Source organism: Streptomyces panaciradicis (genome assembly GCF_023516615.1).
Classification (GTDB): Bacteria; Actinomycetota; Actinomycetes; order Streptomycetales; family Streptomycetaceae; genus Streptomyces; species Streptomyces panaciradicis.
In genome coordinates, this window is record NZ_JAMGBF010000101.1 from 1 (window position 1) to 16493 (window position 16493).

Annotated in this window: 17 protein-coding genes; 9 read left to right on the top strand and 8 right to left on the bottom strand. The window is 72.7% G+C overall.

Annotated elements, in window-relative coordinates:
• Positions 1 to 135: 135 nt before the first annotated feature.
• Complete coding sequence (locus tag M8J74_RS29055; RefSeq protein ID WP_249839293.1) at positions 136 to 591, bottom strand: GNAT family N-acetyltransferase; 456 nt, start codon at positions 589 to 591, stop codon at positions 136 to 138.
• 123 nt (positions 592 to 714) lie between these two features.
• Between M8J74_RS29055 and M8J74_RS29060 the strand changes: the two genes are divergently transcribed.
• Both M8J74_RS29060 and M8J74_RS29065 read left to right on the top strand, forming a co-directional pair.
• Positions 715 to 1248: a VOC family protein gene (locus M8J74_RS29060; RefSeq protein WP_249839294.1), complete on the top strand. Its 534-nt coding sequence runs from the start codon at positions 715 to 717 to the stop codon at positions 1246 to 1248.
• 45 nt (positions 1249 to 1293) lie between these two features.
• Positions 1294 to 2028: a maleylpyruvate isomerase family mycothiol-dependent enzyme gene (locus tag M8J74_RS29065; protein ID WP_249839295.1), complete on the top strand. Its 735-nt coding sequence runs from the start codon at positions 1294 to 1296 to the stop codon at positions 2026 to 2028.
• A 42-nt stretch (positions 2029 to 2070) separates the two neighbouring features.
• Here the strand turns inward: M8J74_RS29065 and M8J74_RS29070 are convergent, their stop codons facing one another.
• Positions 2071 to 2448, bottom strand: coding sequence for a MarR family winged helix-turn-helix transcriptional regulator (locus M8J74_RS29070; RefSeq protein WP_058926908.1), 378 nt, complete (start codon positions 2446 to 2448; stop codon positions 2071 to 2073).
• Positions 2449 to 2534: 86 nt separating this feature from the next.
• Between M8J74_RS29070 and M8J74_RS29075 the strand changes: the two genes are divergently transcribed.
• Positions 2535 to 4019 (top strand): MFS transporter, encoded by a 1485-nt coding sequence (locus M8J74_RS29075; RefSeq protein ID WP_249839296.1) that lies wholly within the window; start codon positions 2535 to 2537, stop codon positions 4017 to 4019.
• A 70-nt stretch (positions 4020 to 4089) separates the two neighbouring features.
• A complete protein-coding gene (locus M8J74_RS29080; RefSeq protein WP_249839297.1) occupies positions 4090 to 4374 on the top strand; it encodes a DUF6332 family protein in 285 nt (94 codons plus the stop codon).
• Here M8J74_RS29080 and M8J74_RS29085 read toward each other — a convergent pair.
• The 3 genes from M8J74_RS29085 to M8J74_RS29095 form a co-directional block, all read right to left on the bottom strand.
• Entirely contained in the window at positions 4335 to 5000 is a 666-nt protein-coding gene (locus M8J74_RS29085) for a response regulator transcription factor (RefSeq protein WP_249839298.1), read from the bottom strand. The two genes, M8J74_RS29080 and M8J74_RS29085, sit on opposite strands and share 40 nt — an antisense overlap.
• On the bottom strand, positions 4997 to 6232 hold the full coding sequence (locus M8J74_RS29090) for a sensor histidine kinase (RefSeq protein ID WP_249839299.1): 1236 nt from the start codon (positions 6230 to 6232) through the stop codon (positions 4997 to 4999). Before M8J74_RS29090 ends, M8J74_RS29085 begins: the two co-directional genes overlap by 4 nt.
• A 600-nt stretch (positions 6233 to 6832) precedes the next feature.
• Entirely contained in the window at positions 6833 to 7540 is a 708-nt protein-coding gene (locus M8J74_RS29095) for a TetR/AcrR family transcriptional regulator (protein ID WP_249839300.1), read from the bottom strand.
• A 175-nt stretch (positions 7541 to 7715) separates the two neighbouring features.
• Here M8J74_RS29095 and M8J74_RS29100 point away from each other — a divergent pair, with 175 nt between their 5' ends.
• A complete protein-coding gene (locus M8J74_RS29100; protein WP_058926903.1) occupies positions 7716 to 8165 on the top strand; it encodes a nitroreductase family deazaflavin-dependent oxidoreductase in 450 nt (149 codons plus the stop codon).
• On the opposite strand, the gene M8J74_RS29105 is transcribed toward M8J74_RS29100, so the two are convergent.
• Entirely contained in the window at positions 8155 to 9456 is a 1302-nt protein-coding gene (locus M8J74_RS29105) for a geranylgeranyl reductase family protein (RefSeq protein ID WP_249839301.1), read from the bottom strand. The genes M8J74_RS29100 and M8J74_RS29105 overlap by 11 nt on opposite strands.
• Before the next feature lie 132 nt (positions 9457 to 9588).
• On the opposite strand from M8J74_RS29105, the gene M8J74_RS29110 reads away from it, so the two are divergent.
• The 3 genes from M8J74_RS29110 to M8J74_RS29120 all read left to right on the top strand — a co-directional run bounded on the left by M8J74_RS29110 (position 9589) and on the right by M8J74_RS29120 (position 12778).
• A complete protein-coding gene (locus M8J74_RS29110; protein WP_249839302.1) occupies positions 9589 to 10944 on the top strand; it encodes a dipeptidase in 1356 nt (451 codons plus the stop codon).
• 62 nt (positions 10945 to 11006) lie between these two features.
• Positions 11007 to 11711: an MBL fold metallo-hydrolase gene (locus M8J74_RS29115; protein ID WP_249839303.1), complete on the top strand. Its 705-nt coding sequence runs from the start codon at positions 11007 to 11009 to the stop codon at positions 11709 to 11711.
• A gap of 11 nt (positions 11712 to 11722) precedes the next feature.
• On the top strand, positions 11723 to 12778 hold the full coding sequence (locus M8J74_RS29120; protein WP_249839304.1) for a protein kinase family protein: 1056 nt from the start codon (positions 11723 to 11725) through the stop codon (positions 12776 to 12778).
• Positions 12779 to 12805: 27 nt separating this feature from the next.
• On the opposite strand, the gene M8J74_RS29125 is transcribed toward M8J74_RS29120, so the two are convergent.
• Both M8J74_RS29125 and M8J74_RS29130 read right to left on the bottom strand, forming a co-directional pair.
• Positions 12806 to 13849: an NUDIX hydrolase gene (locus tag M8J74_RS29125; RefSeq protein ID WP_249839305.1), complete on the bottom strand. Its 1044-nt coding sequence runs from the start codon at positions 13847 to 13849 to the stop codon at positions 12806 to 12808.
• Between the two features lie 135 nt (positions 13850 to 13984).
• Positions 13985 to 14188 carry a hypothetical protein gene (locus M8J74_RS29130; RefSeq protein WP_058926899.1) on the bottom strand — a complete coding sequence of 68 codons (204 nt, stop codon included), beginning with the start codon at positions 14186 to 14188 and terminating at the stop codon, positions 13985 to 13987.
• A 215-nt stretch (positions 14189 to 14403) separates the two neighbouring features.
• Between M8J74_RS29130 and M8J74_RS29135 the strand changes: the two genes are divergently transcribed.
• Positions 14404 to 16449, top strand: coding sequence for an NPCBM/NEW2 domain-containing protein (locus M8J74_RS29135; protein ID WP_249839306.1), 2046 nt, complete (start codon positions 14404 to 14406; stop codon positions 16447 to 16449).
• Positions 16450 to 16493 lie beyond the last annotated feature (44 nt).

Consider the following 16493-nt stretch of genomic DNA (forward strand, 5'->3'; position numbering starts at 1 on the left):
GCCGCGTCCGCCCGGCCGACCGGCGGGGGTTCGATCGCCCCCGCCGGTCCAGTCCCCGCCGCACCACCGGCGCCTGGACGCCGAGGTCGGGGATGTTCAGGCGCCGCGGCAGCGCGGTGCCCGGCCGCCGTCCGCTCAGGGGTTCCCGGCGGCGGCCGGGGCGCGGAGCATGAACACGTCGACCGCGTCCTCGCTCTGCGGCACGAATCCGAAACGTTCGTAGAGACGGCGGGCCGGGCTGCCCTGCAGGACGTTCAGGCGGACGGGCACGCCGGCGCGGTCGCACCGCCCGAGCAGTTCGCGCAGCACCGCCGATCCGACACCGCGGCCCTGAAGGGACGGGGCGAGGAGGAAGTGCTCCAGCCAGTGCGCGTCCTCGGCGGGACGCAGGGCCACGCAGCCGGCGAACGCGCCGTCGGCCTCGATCACCCAGGTGTGCTCCGGTGCGAACGCGTCCCGCAGCCGCTGCCGTACCCGGTGCTCGTCGTACCGCCCGAGCCGCTCCAGATCCGGGCGCATCACCACGGCCCGCAACTCCGCCACGGCCTCCAGATCCGCCCGCGTCGCCGGCCGCAGCCCCCAGTCCACCATGATCACCACGCTAGCGGGACGGCCGGTCCGGCGCGGAAGCGTCCGCCATCCAGGACAGGGACCGGCCTACTGGCCGCCTACCGTCGGCGTCGTCCGAGCGATCTCCTCGAAAGGACCGCCGCCATGTCCGAGCAGCGCAACCACGCCCCGGAGGGCTGCACGACCGTCGCGCCCTGGGTCGTCACCGACGACACGGGAGCCTTCCTCGACTTCGTCACCCACGCGTTCGGGGGTGAGGAGCTGGCGCGGGTGGCGACCGAGAGCGGGGCGATCGGCCATGCCGAGATCCGCGTCGGCGACACGGTGGTGCTGGCCTTCGACCGCCGCCCCGACTGGCCGGTCATGCCGAGCCTGCTCCGGGTGTTCGTCGCGGACGCGGACGAGGCGTTCTCGCGGGCCGTCGAGGCGGGCGCCCGGATCGTCACCCCCCTCGCCGACGACGCCTTCGGGCAGCGCGGCGGACGCGTCAGGGATCCCTTCGGCACCATCTGGTGGGTGGTCGCCCGCGTCGAGGACGTCTCCGAGGAGGAGATGTGGAAACGGCTGCGGGAACCCCGGTACGCCGAGGTCATGCGCGTGGCCCAGGAGACGTTCGACGCCGAGGTCGGCGGCCGGAGCCAGGGGCGCGGCAGCGCGCCCGTGCGGACGACCGGCTGACGCAGCGGTTGCCCTCGCCCCCGCTCCGTGCGGCACACTCCCCCCATGGAGACAGCGGAGTTCCTGCGGACCCTGGACCGGGAGGGCCGGCTGCTGGCCGTGGCCGCCGAGCGGGCCGGCACGGATGCCGAGGTGCCGACGTGTGCGGACTGGACGGTGCGGGACCTGCTGCGCCACACCGGGGTGGTGCACCGGTGGGCGGCCGGTTTCGTCGGCGAGGGGTACGACTCCCCCCGCCCCATGGACGAGCCGCCCGAGCTCGACGGCCCCGAACTGCTCGAGTGGTTCCGGGCGGGGCACCGGCGTCTCGTCGACATCCTCGCCGCCGCCCCGTCCGACGTGCAGTGCTGGCACTTCCTGCCCGCGCCGTCACCGCTCGCGTTCTGGACCAGGCGGCAGGCGCACGAGACGGCGGTGCACCGGATCGACGCCGAGGCGGCAGGGGGCGGGGAGTTCGGCGACATCGCCCGCGAGTTCGCGGCGGACGGTGTCGACGAACTGCTGAGGGGGTTCCACGCCCGCGCCAGGAGCAAGGTCCGCAGCGAGGAGCCCCGGGTCCTGCGGGTGCGGGCGACAGACGTCGACGGCGCGGTGTGGACCGTACGCCTGTCCGCGCAGCCGCCTGTGACCGTGCGGGACGACGGCGGTGCCGCGGACTGCGAACTGACCGGGCCGGCCGCACAGTTGTACCTGTCCCTGTGGAACCGGGAGCCCTTTCCGGGCGTGACCGGCGACGCCTCGGTCGCCGCGCTGTGGCGCGCGAGGTCCGCCATCGTGTGAGGAACGGGGGCTCTCGGCCCGCCGTCGTCCTCGTGAACGCCCTCAGCCCGCCAGCATCTTCGTCAGGACCGCGCGCTGTACCGGCAGCACCTCGCCGTGCAGCGCGCGCCCCTTGTCGGTGAGCGCCACCCGTACGCCCCTGCGGTCCTCGGCGCACATGGCGCGGTCGACCAGGCCGTCCTTCTCCAGCCGGGCGATCAGGCGGGACAGCGCGCTCTGGCTCAGGTGGACCCGCTCGGCGATCTCCTGCACGCGGTAGGCGCAGGAGTCCCCGGACAGCACGTCGAGCACCTCGAAGTCGCTGGCGCACAGGCCGTGTCCGTGCAGTGCGCGGTCGAGTTCGCACTGGGTGCGGGCATGCAGCGCGAGGATGTCCCGCCACTGGTCCACGAGCGCCTGCTCGGCCTTCTTCGCCGCCATGAGCGCACCGTAGCAGAGAAACGATTTCATTGCATCGGAATTAAATGCGTTTGCATTCGATGCATGTGCATGTAGTGTCTGTGGGCATGACCTCTCCGCTCACCAACCCCGCGGCCTCGGCGTCGGCGGTCCGCTGGACCCCGCGACTGTGGGGCACCCTGCTGGTGCTGTGCGCCGCGATGTTCCTGGACGCCCTCGACGTGTCGATGGTCGGCGTCGCCCTGCCGTCCATCGGCTCCGACCTCGGCCTGTCCACCTCGACCCTGCAGTGGATCGTCAGCGGCTACATCCTGGGTTACGGCGGTCTGCTCCTGCTCGGCGGCCGCACCGCCGACCTGCTCGGCCGCCGCCAGGTCTTCCTGATCGCCCTGGGCGTCTTCGCGCTCGCCTCGCTGCTGGGCGGTCTCGTCGACTCCGGCCCGCTGCTGATCGCCAGCCGGTTCATCAAGGGACTCAGCGCCGCCTTCACGGCACCGGCGGGCCTGTCCATCATCACCACGACCTTCGCCGAGGGCCCGCTGCGCAACCGCGCCCTGTCGATCTACACCACCTGCGCGGCCACCGGCTTCTCCATGGGCCTGGTCCTCTCCGGCCTGCTGACGGAGGCCAGTTGGCGCCTGACCATGCTGCTGCCCGCGCCGATCGCCCTGATCGCGCTGCTGGCCGGCCTCAGGCTGCTGCCCCGCAGCGAACGCGAGAAGGACCACAACGGCTACGACATCCCCGGCGCCGTCCTCGGCACCGCCTCGATGCTGCTGCTGGTCTTCACCGTCGTCCAGGCGCCCCAGGCCGGCTGGGCCTCGGCCCGCACCCTGCTGTCCTTCCTGGCCGTCGCCGTCCTGCTGACGGTGTTCGTCCTGGTCGAGCGCCGCTCCCCCGGCCCGCTGATCCGGCTCGGCGTCCTGCGCTCCGGCAGCCAGATCCGCGCCCAGCTCGGCGCGCTGGCCTTCTTCGGCTCCTACGTCGGCTTCCAATTCCTGACCACCCTCTACATGCAGTCCCTGCTGGGCTGGTCGGCGCTGCACACGGCGCTCGCCTTCCTGCCCGCGGGCGCACTGGTCGCGGTGTCCTCCACCAAGGTCGGCTCGATCGTCGACCGCTTCGGCACCCAGCGGCTGATCGCGGCCGGCTTCGCCCTGATGGTGCTCGGGTACGCGCTGTTCCTGCGCGTCGATCTCGACCCCGTCTACGCCGCCGTGATCCTGCCGTCGATGCTCCTCATCGGCGCGGCCTGCGCACTGGTCTTCCCCTCGCTCAACATCCAGGCCACGAACGGCGTGGAGGACCACGAGCAGGGCATGGTCTCCGGTCTGCTCAACACCTCGGTGCAGGTGGGCGGCGCGATCTTCCTGGCCGTCGTGACCGCGGTGGTGACCGCCCACGCCCCGGAGCACGCCACCGCCCAGAACGTGCTGGACAGCTACCGCCCCGGCTTCCTGGTCGTCACCGGGGTCGCGGTGGCCGGCCTGCTCATCACCCTCACCGGCCTGCGCACCCGCCGACCGGCCCACTCGGTGGTCGTCGCCAAGTCCACCTCCCTGGAGGCGGATCGCGTGCCCGTACGCGACTAGGGGGAGCCTCCACCAGTGCGCCCGGCGGGAGTTGGTTGCCCGCCGGGCGCACTGGTGTGAGACTGGACGGATGGACGGGCACGGGGGACGGCCGCACAAGGCCGAGCGGGACGCACTGACCGTCGAGGTCGGATACGCACTGGTCAGCGCAGCCTTCCTGGCGGGGGTGGTGTTCGCGGCCGTCGCCGGTCCGGCGTTGTTCCTCGACCTGCCCGGCCTGCTGGCGGCACTGCTGCTGCAGGTCGGCCTGGCGCTCGCGCCGGTCGTGTTCGTCGTCCGGGTCGTGTGCGTCCTGGTGGACTTCCGGCGTGGGGCTCAGCCCAGCCAGCCCGGCCGGACCAGCCCCGACTCGTAGGCCAGCACCACCAGTTGGGCCCGGTCCCGGGCCCCGAGCTTGACCATGGTGCGGCTGACGTGGGTCTTCGCGGTGAGCGGGCTGACGACCAGGCGGCGGGCGATCTCCTCGTTGGACAGGCCGATACCGACCAGCGCCATCACCTCCCGCTCCCGCTCGGTGAGTTCGGCGAGGACGTCCACGGCCGCGGGCTCCTTCGAGCGGGCCGCGAACTCGGCAATCAGCCGGCGCGTCACCCCGGGCGAGAGCAGGGCGTCCCCCTCGACCACCGCCCTTACCGCACGCAGCAGTTCCTCCGGTTCGGTGTCCTTGACCAGGAAGCCCGAGGCACCCGAGCGGATCGCCTCGAAGACGTACTCGTCGAGTTCGAACGTGGTCAGCATGACCACCTTCACCTCACCCAGAGCCGAGTCCCCGGTGATGCGGCGGGTCGCGGCCAGACCGTCCAGCGCCGGCATGCGGATGTCCATCAGGACGACATCCGGGCGCAGTTCGCGCACCTTGCGCAGCGCCTCCTCGCCGTCCGCGGCCTCCCCGGCCACCTCGATGTCCGGCTGCGCGTCGAGCAGCGCGCGGAAGCCCGCCCGAACCAGTGACTGGTCGTCGGCGAGCAGTACACGGATCACCGGTCGTCCTCCTTGGCCGCGGGCTTCAACGGCAGTACGGCGAGCACCCGGTAGCCGCCGTCGGGGCGCGGGCCCGCCTCGATCGTGCCACCCAGGGCGGCGGCCCGCTCCCGCATCCCGGCCAGGCCGTTGCCACTGCCCCCGGCGTCCGCACCGGTGGCGGGCCCGTCGTCGTCGATCCGCAGCCGCAGCGTCCCGGCGTCGTGGCCGACCCGCACCCGCGCCTGCCGCGAGCCGGAATGCCGTACGACGTTGGTGAGCGCCTCCTGCACGATGCGGAACGCCGCCAGGTCCGTGCCGGGCGCGAGTCGCGGCGGCTCCCCCTCCACGTCCACCGAGAGCCCGGCACTCGCCGCCTGCTCCACCAGCTCGGGCAGCCGGTCCAGGCCGGGTGCGGGCGCGCGCGGCGCGTCTCCGGGTGTGCGGAGCGTGTCGAGGACCTGGCGGACCTCGCCGAGCGCCTCCTTGCTGGCGGCCTTGATGGTCGTGAGCGCGCTGCGCGCCTGCTCGGGGTCGGTGTCGAGAAGGGCCAGGCCGACGCCCGCCTGCACGTTGATCACCGAGATGCTGTGCGCGAGGACGTCGTGCAGTTCGCGGGCGATGCGCAGCCGCTCCTCGTCGGCCCGCCGGCGTGCCGCCTGCGCCCGCTCGGCCCGGTCGCGGGCCCACTGCTCACGGCGGACCCGCGCGAGTTCGGCCAGCGCCACGATCGCCGCGACCCACGCGGCGATCACGCCCTCCTGCGCCCAGGAGGCGGCATGGTCCCCGGCCGGCGGCAGCCACCGGTACAGCCAGTGCGCGACCAGCACATGCCCCGCCCACAGCATGCCGACCGCGCCCCAGGCGGCCCTGCGATGCCCCGCGACGACGGCACTGAAGCAGGCCACGACCACGGTCAGGAACACGGGCCCGTACGGATACCCCGCGCCGAGGTAGACCGTCGTGGCCGCCGCCGTCCCGAACGCCACCGCCACCGGATACCGCCGCCGCCACAGCAGAAGCCCCGAGGCGACCAACAGCAGCGCCCACGCGAAGCCGTCCAGGGCGGCCCGCTCGCCGTGCTGCCGGTGGGCGGCGACATGGGACCCGAACAGCACGAGGACGGTGAGCAGCACGGTGGAGCGCCACGGCCAGCGGGCCGCGCGCTCCCCCTCGCCCCGGCGGCCCGCCCACGGCGGCCCGTGCCGCCCCCACGGCGGGCCACCCCCGCGCACGCGCTGCCGCTCGTCCATGCCGGCCACGCTAGACGCCGTCCGGCCTGGTGGGCGTCAGCCGAACGAGGTGATCACACGTACTCCCCCGGAAGTACGACCGACGGGGTCGCCGTGGGCGCACACGCCGGGATGGGGGTGCGGCCGCCCGACGGGGGGAGGAAGCAGGGGGTGCGGGGGTGACGAGGCACGGCTGCCGGGGGTGACTTGGGCGCGCCTGCTCGGGCTGATGTGGGGGCGCCTGCCCGGCTGACTTGGGGGCGCCTGTCCGGATGGACGGGGGGACGCCTGCGCGAGCTGGCATGGGGGCGCCTGCCCGGGTGGACGGGGCCCGGCGACCCAGGCTGCCGCGTGCACGCGCGGCCCGGGGGACGCAGGCGCCCCGATTGCCGAGGTGAGGCCTGCCCGAGTGGACGGGGCGCGACGGCCCTGGCTGACGTCGGCGTGCCCCACCACGGAGGGATGCAGCCGCCCTGGACGACGAAGTGCACCTGCCCCGCAGGACTCGGCCGCCCTCGTCGACGAGGAACGCCTGCCCACGGAGGGAACGAGGTCGATCGCGCGGCCCGGCGGCGTCGGTGGTCTCGCCCGGCGCCGTTTCCTCCGTGGCGCGAGACCCGGTCAGCGCCTCGCCGACGGGCGGTCCGAGATTCCGACGCCCAGCGCGAGCTGGCCCGCTGCATGCCGGAAGAACGCCTCCCGGTCCTCGACGACCCGGTTGAACTGGCCGAACAGCTCGAACCCGACCAGCCCGAACAGCTGCGCCCAGGCCGCGACCAGCGCCGCCGCCACCTCGGGCGGCAGGTCGGGGGCGATCTCGGCGGCGAGGCGCTCGGCCTCGGGGCGCAGTTCGGGGGCCAGCGGGGGGAAGGTCACGCCGGGGCCCTTGATCGCGTCGCGCACGATGCCGATCAGCAGCAGACCCACCCGGGAGGCGGGGGGGACCGTGCTCTGCGGGGCGGTGTAGCCGGGTACCGGCGAGCCGTAGATCAGGGCGTACTCGTGGGGATGCGCGAGGGACCAGGCGCGCACGGCCTCGCAGACGGCGATCCAGCGCCGGGTGGGGGTGGCGTCGGCGACGGCTTCCGCCGCCGCTTCGGCGGCCTCGCCGAGGGAGTCGTAGGCGTCGATGATGAGCGCCGTCAGCAGGTCGTCGCGGCTGGGGAAGTACCGGTAGAGGGCCGAGGAGACCATGCCGAGCTCGCGGGCGACGGCGCGCAGCGAGAGCTTGGTCGCGCCCTCGGAGGCGAGCTGCCTGCGGGCCTCGTCCTTGATGGCGGCGGTAACTTCGATCCGGGCTCGGGCGCGGGCGCTGTGGGGGGTGCTCATGGGGTGCAGTGTGCCACGGAACCAGAGCAGTGCACACAAACGAGAGCACCGCACAAAAAAGAGAGCAGTGCTCTTGCTTCAGAGCGGCGATCTGATGCAGACTGCTCTCCGTACGGCAAACCGAGAGCACCGCTCACAAAAGAGAGCGCCGCTCACCCACTCCACAGGGGTCATCATGTCCGCGCACGTCAAGAAGCCCGGCTGGTTCACCGTCAACGTCTTCAACCGCGCGGTCGCCTGGATGACCCGCCGCGGCCTGAGCGTCTGGGGCTCCCGCGTCCTGGCGGTCCGCGGCCGCAAGAGCGGCGAGTGGCGCACCACCCCCGTCAACTTGCTGACGGTCGACGGCCAGCAGTACCTGCTCGCCCCGCGCGGCCACGTCCAGTGGACGCACAACATGCGCGCCGCCGGCGGCGGTGAACTGCGCCTGGGCAAGAACGTGGACGTGTTCACCGCCGTCGAGGTCGCCGACGACGACAAGGTCCCGCTGCTGCGGGCCTACCTCAAGCGCTGGAAGGCCGAGGTCGGGGTGTTCTTCAACGGCGTGGGCCCCGACTCCCCCGACGCCGACCTGCGCCGCATCGCCCCCGACCACCCCGTCTTCCGGATCACCGTCACGAACTGAGCTCGGCGCCCTCACCACCAGCGGCACCACCCGCGGCACCACCCGCCGCACCACCCTCGGCACCGGACGCCGTGTCGACCACCGGACGCCGGTCCAGCGCGCTCAGGGCACGGTGTGCCATCGGGTGGCTGCGCACGAGCTCGCCGAGGGACGTCGACCCCTGGGTGATCTCCTTGAACGCGTTCCACGCGGGCCGGAACCCCGTGAGCACCGCGTGGAACAGGCCGGGACGGCGCTCGAACACCGTCAGCATCCGCTTGCCGACACTCATCTCGACACCGAGGCCCGCCTTGATGGCGAACGCGTAGTTCAGGGCCTGCCGCCGGGCGTCCACCGCGTCGTGCGCCTCGGCGATCCGCACCGCCCACTCCCCCGCGAGCCGCCCGGAGCGCAGCGCGAAGGAGATGCCCTCGCGGGTCCACGGCTCCAGCAGCCCGGCCGCGTCCCCGCACACCAGCACCCGGCCGCGCGACAGCGGCGAGTCGTCGGCCCGGCAGCGGGTCAGATGGCCGGAGGAGATGCTCGGCTCGAACCCGGCGAGGCCGAGCCGCCCGATGAACTCCTCCAGGTACCGCTTGGTCGCCGCGCCCTCGCCGCGGGCCGAGATCACCCCGACGGTGAGCGTGTCGCCCTTGGGGAAGACCCAGCCGTAACTGCCGGGCATCGGACCCCAGTCGATCAGGACCCGCCCCTTCCAGTCCTCGGCGACGGTCTCGGGCACCGGGATCTCCGCCTCCAGGCCGAGGTCCACCTGGTCGAGCTTGACCCCGACATGCGCTCCTATGCGGCTGGCGCTGCCGTCCGCGCCGACCACGGCCCTGGCGAGCAGCGTCTCGCCGCCCTGCAGGACCACGGCGACCGTGCGCCGGTCGGGCACCGCCGAGCCGTGCTGCTCGACGCGCTGCACCGTGACGCCCGTCCGCAGCTCGGCGCCCGCCTTCTGCGCGTGCTCGACCAGCTGCTGGTCGAACTCGGGCCGGTTGATCAGCCCGAACAGCATCTGCCGGGAGCGGCGAGTGCGGGTGAAGCGGCCGTTGTGGGAGAAGGTGACCGCGTGCACGCGGTCCCGCAGCGGCAGCTCGAAGCCCGGCGGCAGGCTGTCGCGCGAGGGGCCGATGATGCCGCCGCCGCATGTCTTGTAGCGCGGCAGTTCGGCCTTCTCCAGCAACAGCACACGCCGTCCCGCCACCGCGGCCGCGTAGGCGGCCGAGGCCCCCGCGGGTCCCGCGCCCACCACGACGACGTCCCATACCCGCTGCACGTCGTCCGCCGAAGAGTTCTCGCTGCTCACGATGGTCTACTGCTCCCGATCAAGCCGCTGCCGCACCTGTCCACCGCATCCTACGGCGGACGTCGTCGCAGGCCACTGTGGGAGGATCCCGATATCCACCTGTACAACGTCGCACCCACGAGGAGCGTGCCCATGTCGTCGAATCCGGTCGCCGAGACCGTCGCTTCGCTCATGCCGAGAGCGCGGGACGAGCTCGCCGAACTGGTGGCGTTCAAGTCGGTGGCGGACTTCGACCAGTTCCCCAGGAGCGAGAGCGAGGGGGCCGCGCGCTGGGTCGCCGACGCGCTGACCGCCGAGGGCTTCCAGGACGTGGCCCTGCTCGACACCCCGGACGGCACCCAGTCCGTCTACGGCCACCTGCCCGGACCCGAGGGCGCCAAGACGGTGCTGCTCTACGCCCACTACGACGTGCAGCCCCCGCTGGACGATGCCGGCTGGGCCACCCCGCCCTTCGAGCTGACCGAGCGCGACGGCCGCTGGTACGGGCGCGGGGCCGCCGACTGCAAGGGCGGCCTGATCATGCACCTGCTGGCGCTGCGCGCCCTGAAGGCCAACGGCGGTGTCCCGGTCCATGTGAAGGTCATCGCCGAGGGCTCGGAGGAGCAGGGCACGGGCGGTCTGGAGCGGTACGCCGAGGAGCACCCCGACCTGCTGGCCGCCGACACCATCGTGATCGGCGACACGGGCAACTTCCGCGTCGGTCTGCCGACGGTCACCGCCACCCTGCGCGGGATGACGATGCTCCGTGTCCGCATCGACACCCTCGAAGGCAACCTGCACTCGGGCCAGTTCGGCGGCGCCGCCCCGGACGCGCTGGCCGCGCTGATCCGCGTACTGGACTCGCTGCGCGCGGAGGACGGCTCGACCACGGTCGACGGGCTGACCGTGGAGGGCCCCTGGGAGGGCCTGCAGTACGACGAGGAGCAGTTCCGCAAGGACGCCAAGGTGCTGGACGGCGTACGGCTGATCGGCTCGGGCACGGTCGCCGACCGCGTCTGGGCGCGGCCGGCCGTGACCGTCCTCGGCATCGACTGCCCGCCGGTCGTCGGCGCGACCCCGTCCGTGCAGGCGAGCGCCCGCGCGCTGGTCAGCCTGCGGGTGCCGCCGGGCGTGGACGCGGTCGAGGCGACCAAGCTGCTGCAGGCCCACCTGGAGGCGCACACCCCGTGGGGCGCCCGGGTGGCCGTCGAGCAGATCGGCCAGGGCCAGCCGTTCAGCGCGGACACCGCCAGCCCGGCGTACGCGGCGATGGCGCAGGCGATGGCGGTCGCCTACCCCGGCCAGGAGATGCAGTACGCCGGCCAGGGCGGCTCCATCCCGCTGTGCAACACGCTCGCCACGCTCTACCCGGAGGCGGAGATCCTGCTGATCGGTCTGAGCGAGCCGGAGGCGCAGATCCACGCGGTCAACGAGAGCGTCTCGCCCGAGGAGCTGGAGCGGCTGTCGGTGGCCGAGGCCCTGTTCCTGCGCAACTACGCCGCGAGCTGACCCGCTCTGCCGTCGGCAGAGGGCCCTCGCCTTCGGGCGGGGGCCCTTCTACGGTCGTCCGCATGGACCTCGTGGAGCTGATGCCGGGGCTTTGTCTTCTGCGTTTCCCGGTGGGTCAGGCCTATCTCTGGTGCGACGGCGAGGAGTTGACGCTTCTCGACGCGGGACCGGGAGGCTCGGGGGCCGCCGTCACGGCCGTCGCCGAGCCGCTGGGCACGGTCCGCCGCATCGTGCTCACCCACTTCCACGAGGACCATGTGGGCGGCGCGGGCGAACTGGCCGCGCTGACCGGCGCCGAGGTGCTGGCCCATCGCCTGGACGTCCCCGCGATCCGGGGTGAAGTCCCCGGCCCGCCACCGGTGTTCGAGGACTGGGAGCTGCCGATCCACGCGGAGGCCGCCCGGCACCTGCCCGCGGCCCCCTTCGTCCGTCCCTCGCGGATCACCGAGGTCGCCGACGGTGACGTCCTCGGCTTCGGCGACGGGGCCCGCGTCCTGCACGTACCCGGTCACACCCACGGCAGCATCGCCGTCCATCTGCCGCGCCATCGGGTGCTGTTCACGGGGGACACCGTGGCGGCGTCCCCGGTCGACGGCGCTGTGATGCCGGGGGTGTTCAACCTGGACCGGCAGCGGTTGCTCGCCTCGTTGCACCGGCTGGCCTCGCTGGACTGCGACGTGGCGTGCTTCGGGCACGGCGATCCGGTCGTCGGCGACGCCGGCGCGGTCCTTCGCCGAACGGCGGACAGGCACCCGGTCCGACCCTGACCATGGAGGTCATGTCCTCCGTCACCCGTATCGCCCGGCACACCGAAATCGCCACCGAGCTGGCCCTGTTGGGGGACGGCGAGCTGGGCGAGCTGCTGGCGGCGGCAAGGCCGGCGGGCGCCGGTATCGGCGGGCGGTATGCGCTGGTCGAGGTGGCGGGCAGTCCCGTGTTCGTCAAGCGGGTGCCGCTCACGGACCTCGAGTCGCTGCCGCACAACGCCCGTTCCACGGCGAACCTCTTCGACCTGCCGGCCGCGTGCCACTACGGCACCGGACACAGCCCGGGCTTCGGCGCCTGGCGCGAGCTGGCCGCGCACACGATGACGACGAACTGGGTGCTGTCCGACGCCTTCCCCGGCTTTCCGCTGCTGCACCACTGGCGCGTGCTGCCGGACGAGGTCCGGCCGCTGCCCGCGGAACTGACCGACGTGGACGGCACGGTGGCCTACTGGGGCGGCGCCCCGCAGGTGCGCGAGCGTCTGGAGGCCCTGCGGACGGCCTCCACGAGCCTGACGCTGTTCCTGGAGTACGTCCCGCACACCCTGCACGACTGGCTCGACACGCAGGTCCGCACCGAGGACTCGGATCGGGTCTGCACCCGGGTGGACGACTGGCTCGGCGCGCTGACCGGCTTCCTGAGCAGCCGCCGACTCCTCCACTGCGACGTCCACTTCCGCAACGTCCTCACCGACGGCGTCGACTTCTTCCTCACCGACTACGGGCTGGCGTTCGGCCCCCGGTTCCACCTCTCCCGGCCGGAGCACGCCTTCTTCGACCGGCACCGCGACTACGACCTCTTCTACGGCCGCGCCCACCTGGTGAACTGGCTCGTCACCGCCCTGTACGGCTACGACAGGCGGGAGCGGGAGGCCTTCGTGCGCGCCTGCGCGGTCGGCGCCCGCGCCGACGGCGCGCCGAAGGCCGCGGCCGCGATCATCTCCCGGGACGCCCCGCTCACCGCCGTCCTCAACGGCTTCCTCGGCCGCCTGCGCCAGGAAGGCAGGCGAACGCCCTACCCGCACGAGGAACTCCGCCTCGCCCACGACAGCTCGGCGTTCTCCGGGTGACGGGAACGTGGTGGACGGAGCAGCGGATCAGCCGAGCGGAACACCGGCCTCCAGGTAGTGGGCCGCTCCCCGCTCGCGCGCCCGAAGGGCCCAGCGCAGTCGCTCGTAGCGGACCGGTGGCAGCAGGTCGGCGGCCTCCTGCTCGCTGACGAAGCGCCAGTCGCGCAGCTCGGGCCCCGGCAGCAGCATCCGCTCCGCCTCGGCGGAGTCGAGCCGGCCGCCGTCGAACAGCAGGCGCAGCCCGCCGAAGCCGGGCGGTGCGGGCGCCTCCCAGTCCACGACCAGCAGCGGCGGTACGTCGTCCAGGTGGATGCCGGTCTCCTCGGCGACCTCGCGCATGCCGGCGCGGGCGGGCGCCTCACCGGGTTCCACGACGCCGCCGGGGAACTCCCAGCCGGCCTTGTAGGTGGGGTCGACGAGCAGGACGCGGTCGTGTTCGTCGAAGAGGAGGACGCCGGCGGCGAGCGTCTCGGCGGTGGGCTCGGGCGTCTGCACGATGTCGCACACCGGCACCTCCCCCCTGCCCACGGCCTCCGCGATGCGCGCCGCGGCCTCGTAGGGGGTCAGAGCGCTGGTGTCGACGGGGTGGGCGTCGGCGGTGAGCCAGCCGGCCAGGGCATTGCGGTACGGCTCGATGTGGTCGTACGACCACTGCCGTACGCGCATCTCGCCGTCGGGGAGGTCGGGCGGGACCTCCCGGCCGGCTATTCGCTCGCGCAGGATCGTTTCGGCCGGGGCCAGGAGCACATGCCGGACCGCGATGCGGCGGGCGGCGAGGCCGCCGAAGATCTCATCGCGGTACTCCTGGCGCAGCAGGGTCATGGGGACCACGAGCGTCCCGCCGAGCTCCGCGAGCAGGGCGGCCGCCGTGTCGATCACCAGGCGCCGCCAGATCGGCAGGTCCTGGTAGTCGCCGACCTCGGCGAGGTGCTTGGCCGGAAGCAGGTGTGTCAGCGCTCCGCCGACGACCTCGGGGTCGAAGAGCGTGCTGTTCGGGATCATGTCGATCAGTTCCCGTGCGGTGGTCGTCTTCCCCGCACCGAACGCGCCGTTGATCCAGACGACGGTCACAGGTCCCCCTCTTCTGTTGGCCCCCTGAGGCTTGCCCGCTCCACCCTGCCACGGAAACCAGCCCCAGTTGAGGGCACACATGGAGGGGCGCCGGTGCTCCCTGGGCGGGTGCGCCGGCGCCGTGCCGTCAGGGCCCTACTGGAGGGTCTGGCCCGCGTCGGAGAGGCTGTCCTTGCCGACGGTGTCGGCGACCGTGCCCACGGTGTCGTCGACGCTGAGGTCGCCGAGCACCGGGTGGTCGCCGAGGACGTGATGGTCCCCGGTGTGCGTGGGGCTGATCGCCGCGACGACGAACCCGGCGGCGAGGGAGGCGATGGCCATCATGCTGCGCTTCTTCATGCCCCGATCAACTGCCGGACCCCACCTGGGGTCACGCACCTGGCAGACGACTTCGCCGGGTCCTCCGATGATCAATCAGCCTTGGACTGAACCATTGGCGCAATCCCACACTACCGATCCTCTTCCAACACGCTCCGACACGTCCTACCGTAAACGCGCACCGATGACGGGGACATGACGTCATCCCACCTTTGTGTGTTCGGAGGAACGTAACGATGCGTCACCCGCACACCCGCCACACCCGCACATCCCGCCGGAGAATCGTCGGAGCGCTCACCGCAGGACTTCTGTGCACCGCCGGACTCGCCGCCCCTTCCGCGATCGCCGCACCCGCCCCGGCGCCCGCCGCCGGCTCCACCACGCCCGCCCTCGCCGACGGTCTCGCCCTCACCCCGCCGATGGGATTCAACAACTGGAACTCCACGCACTGCCGTGCCGAGTTCAACGAGTCCATGGTCAAGGGCATCGCGGACCTGTTCGTCGAGAAGGGCCTCAAGGACGCGGGCTACCGGTACGTCAACCTCGACGACTGCTGGGCCCTGCCCAACCGTGACGCCGACGGCAGGCTCGTCCCCGATCCGGCCCGGTTCCCCGACGGGATCAAGGCCGTCGCCGACTACGTGCACTCCAAGGGCCTCAAGCTCGGCATCTACACCAGCGCCGGCACCAAGACGTGCGACGGCGCCGGTTTCCCGGGCGCACTCGGCCACGAGTACAGCGACGCACGGCAGTTCGCCGACTGGGGCGTGGACTACCTCAAGTACGACAACTGCAACAACCAAGGGGTGGACGCCAAGTCGCGCTACACCACCATGCGCGACGCCCTCAAGGCGACCGGGCGGCCGATCGTCTACAGCATCTGCGAATGGGGCGAGAACAAGCCCTGGGAATGGGCCGCCGACGTGGGCCACCTGTGGCGCACCACGGGCGACATCAGTGACAACTGGGGCTCGATGCTCGGCAATCTGAAGAAGAACCTGCCGCTCGCCCCGTACGCCGGTCCCGGGCACTGGAACGACCCCGACATGCTGGAGGTGGGCAACGGCGGCATGACGGACACCGAATACCGCAGCCACTTCTCCCTGTGGTCGATCATGGCCGCCCCGCTGCTCATCGGTTCCGACCTGCGCAAGGCCACCCCGGCGACGTTCGACATCCTCGACAACAAAGAGGTCATCGCCGTCGACCAGGACCCGCTGGGCAAGCAGGGCACGGTCCTGTCCTCGACGGGCGGCCGCTGGGTCGTGGCCAAGGAGATGAAGGACGGCAGCCGCGCGGTGGCCCTCTTCAACGAGAACGGCACCGCCCAGCACATCTCCACCACCGCCGAGGCCGTCGGCCTGCCCGGCGCCCGCGCCTACACCCTGCGCGACCTGTGGCGGCACAGCAGCTACAACACCGCCGGCACGATCTCGGCGACCGTCCCGGCGCACGGCACGGTGCTGCTGCGCGTCTCGGCCGACCGCGCCTGGGCCACGCACCCGCCCGCCGTCGAACTGGGCGTCGACGGGAGCCCGTTGATGGAGGCGGGCAAGGCCGCCACGCTCACCTCCGTCGTCACCGACTGGGGCCGCACGCCGGCCGCTCGGGTCTCCGTCTCGCTGACCGGGCCCGACGGGTGGGCACTCCGGGCGACCTCCCGCCGGACCGCCGCCGTGCTGCCCACCGGCCGCTCCCTGAGCACCAGGTGGTCGGTCACCGCGCCGCAGGGGACGCCGACGGGATCGTACGACCTCACCGTCAGGGCGAGTTACCGCTCGCCGGCCGGTCAGCGCGCAGAAGAGGTCCTGCCGCTGACCGTGTCCGTGGTCGTGCCCCCGCCCTCCGGAACCTCCGGGCTCGGCGACCTGCCGTGGCTGTCGACCGTCAACGGCTGGGGGCCGGTCGAGCGCAACACCAGCAACGGGGAGAGCGCCGCCGGTGACGGGCATCCGATCACCATCGGCGGGGTGGTGTACGCCAAGGGCCTCGGGGTCCACGCGGACAGCACGGTCGAGTACTACACCGGCAGAGCCTGCGAGACCGTCAGCGCGGACGTCGGGGTCGACGACGAGAAGGGGGCCAACGGCACCGTCGCCTTCGAGATCTGGGCCGACGGCACGAAGGTCGCCTCGACCGGCGTCCTGACCAACGCGATGCCCGCCCAGCCGCTCACCGCGGACGTGACCGGCGCCCAGGTGGTCCGGCTCGTCGTCACCGACGGCGGGGACGGCATCGACTCGGACCACGCGGACTGGGCGGACGCGAAGCTGAGCTGCTGACACAGGACAAGGGGCGTCGGCGGCCCGCCTGAAACGTTCCTGCC

What these genes read in the sequence shown, in the direction of transcription:
- M8J74_RS29115 (WP_249839303.1), top strand. Translation starts at nt 11,007, where the DNA reads ATGGACCTCGTGGAGCTGATGCCGGGGCTTTGTCTTCTGCGTTTCCCG.
- M8J74_RS29095 (WP_249839300.1), bottom strand. Translation starts at nt 7,540, where the DNA reads ATGAGCACCCCCCACAGCGCCCGCGCCCGAGCCCGGATCGAAGTTACC.
- M8J74_RS29100 (WP_058926903.1), top strand. Translation starts at nt 7,716, where the DNA reads ATGTCCGCGCACGTCAAGAAGCCCGGCTGGTTCACCGTCAACGTCTTC.
- M8J74_RS29090 (WP_249839299.1), bottom strand. Translation starts at nt 6,232, where the DNA reads ATGGACGAGCGGCAGCGCGTGCGCGGGGGTGGCCCGCCGTGGGGGCGG.
- M8J74_RS29080 (WP_249839297.1), top strand. Translation starts at nt 4,090, where the DNA reads ATGGACGGGCACGGGGGACGGCCGCACAAGGCCGAGCGGGACGCACTG.
- M8J74_RS29070 (WP_058926908.1), bottom strand. Translation starts at nt 2,448, where the DNA reads ATGGCGGCGAAGAAGGCCGAGCAGGCGCTCGTGGACCAGTGGCGGGAC.
- M8J74_RS29135 (WP_249839306.1), top strand. Translation starts at nt 14,404, where the DNA reads ATGCGTCACCCGCACACCCGCCACACCCGCACATCCCGCCGGAGAATC.
- M8J74_RS29075 (WP_249839296.1), top strand. Translation starts at nt 2,535, where the DNA reads ATGACCTCTCCGCTCACCAACCCCGCGGCCTCGGCGTCGGCGGTCCGC.
- M8J74_RS29060 (WP_249839294.1), top strand. Translation starts at nt 715, where the DNA reads ATGTCCGAGCAGCGCAACCACGCCCCGGAGGGCTGCACGACCGTCGCG.
- M8J74_RS29130 (WP_058926899.1), bottom strand. Translation starts at nt 14,188, where the DNA reads ATGAAGAAGCGCAGCATGATGGCCATCGCCTCCCTCGCCGCCGGGTTC.
- M8J74_RS29120 (WP_249839304.1), top strand. Translation starts at nt 11,723, where the DNA reads ATGTCCTCCGTCACCCGTATCGCCCGGCACACCGAAATCGCCACCGAG.
- M8J74_RS29055 (WP_249839293.1), bottom strand. Translation starts at nt 591, where the DNA reads ATGGTGGACTGGGGGCTGCGGCCGGCGACGCGGGCGGATCTGGAGGCC.
- M8J74_RS29110 (WP_249839302.1), top strand. Translation starts at nt 9,589, where the DNA reads ATGTCGTCGAATCCGGTCGCCGAGACCGTCGCTTCGCTCATGCCGAGA.
- M8J74_RS29065 (WP_249839295.1), top strand. Translation starts at nt 1,294, where the DNA reads ATGGAGACAGCGGAGTTCCTGCGGACCCTGGACCGGGAGGGCCGGCTG.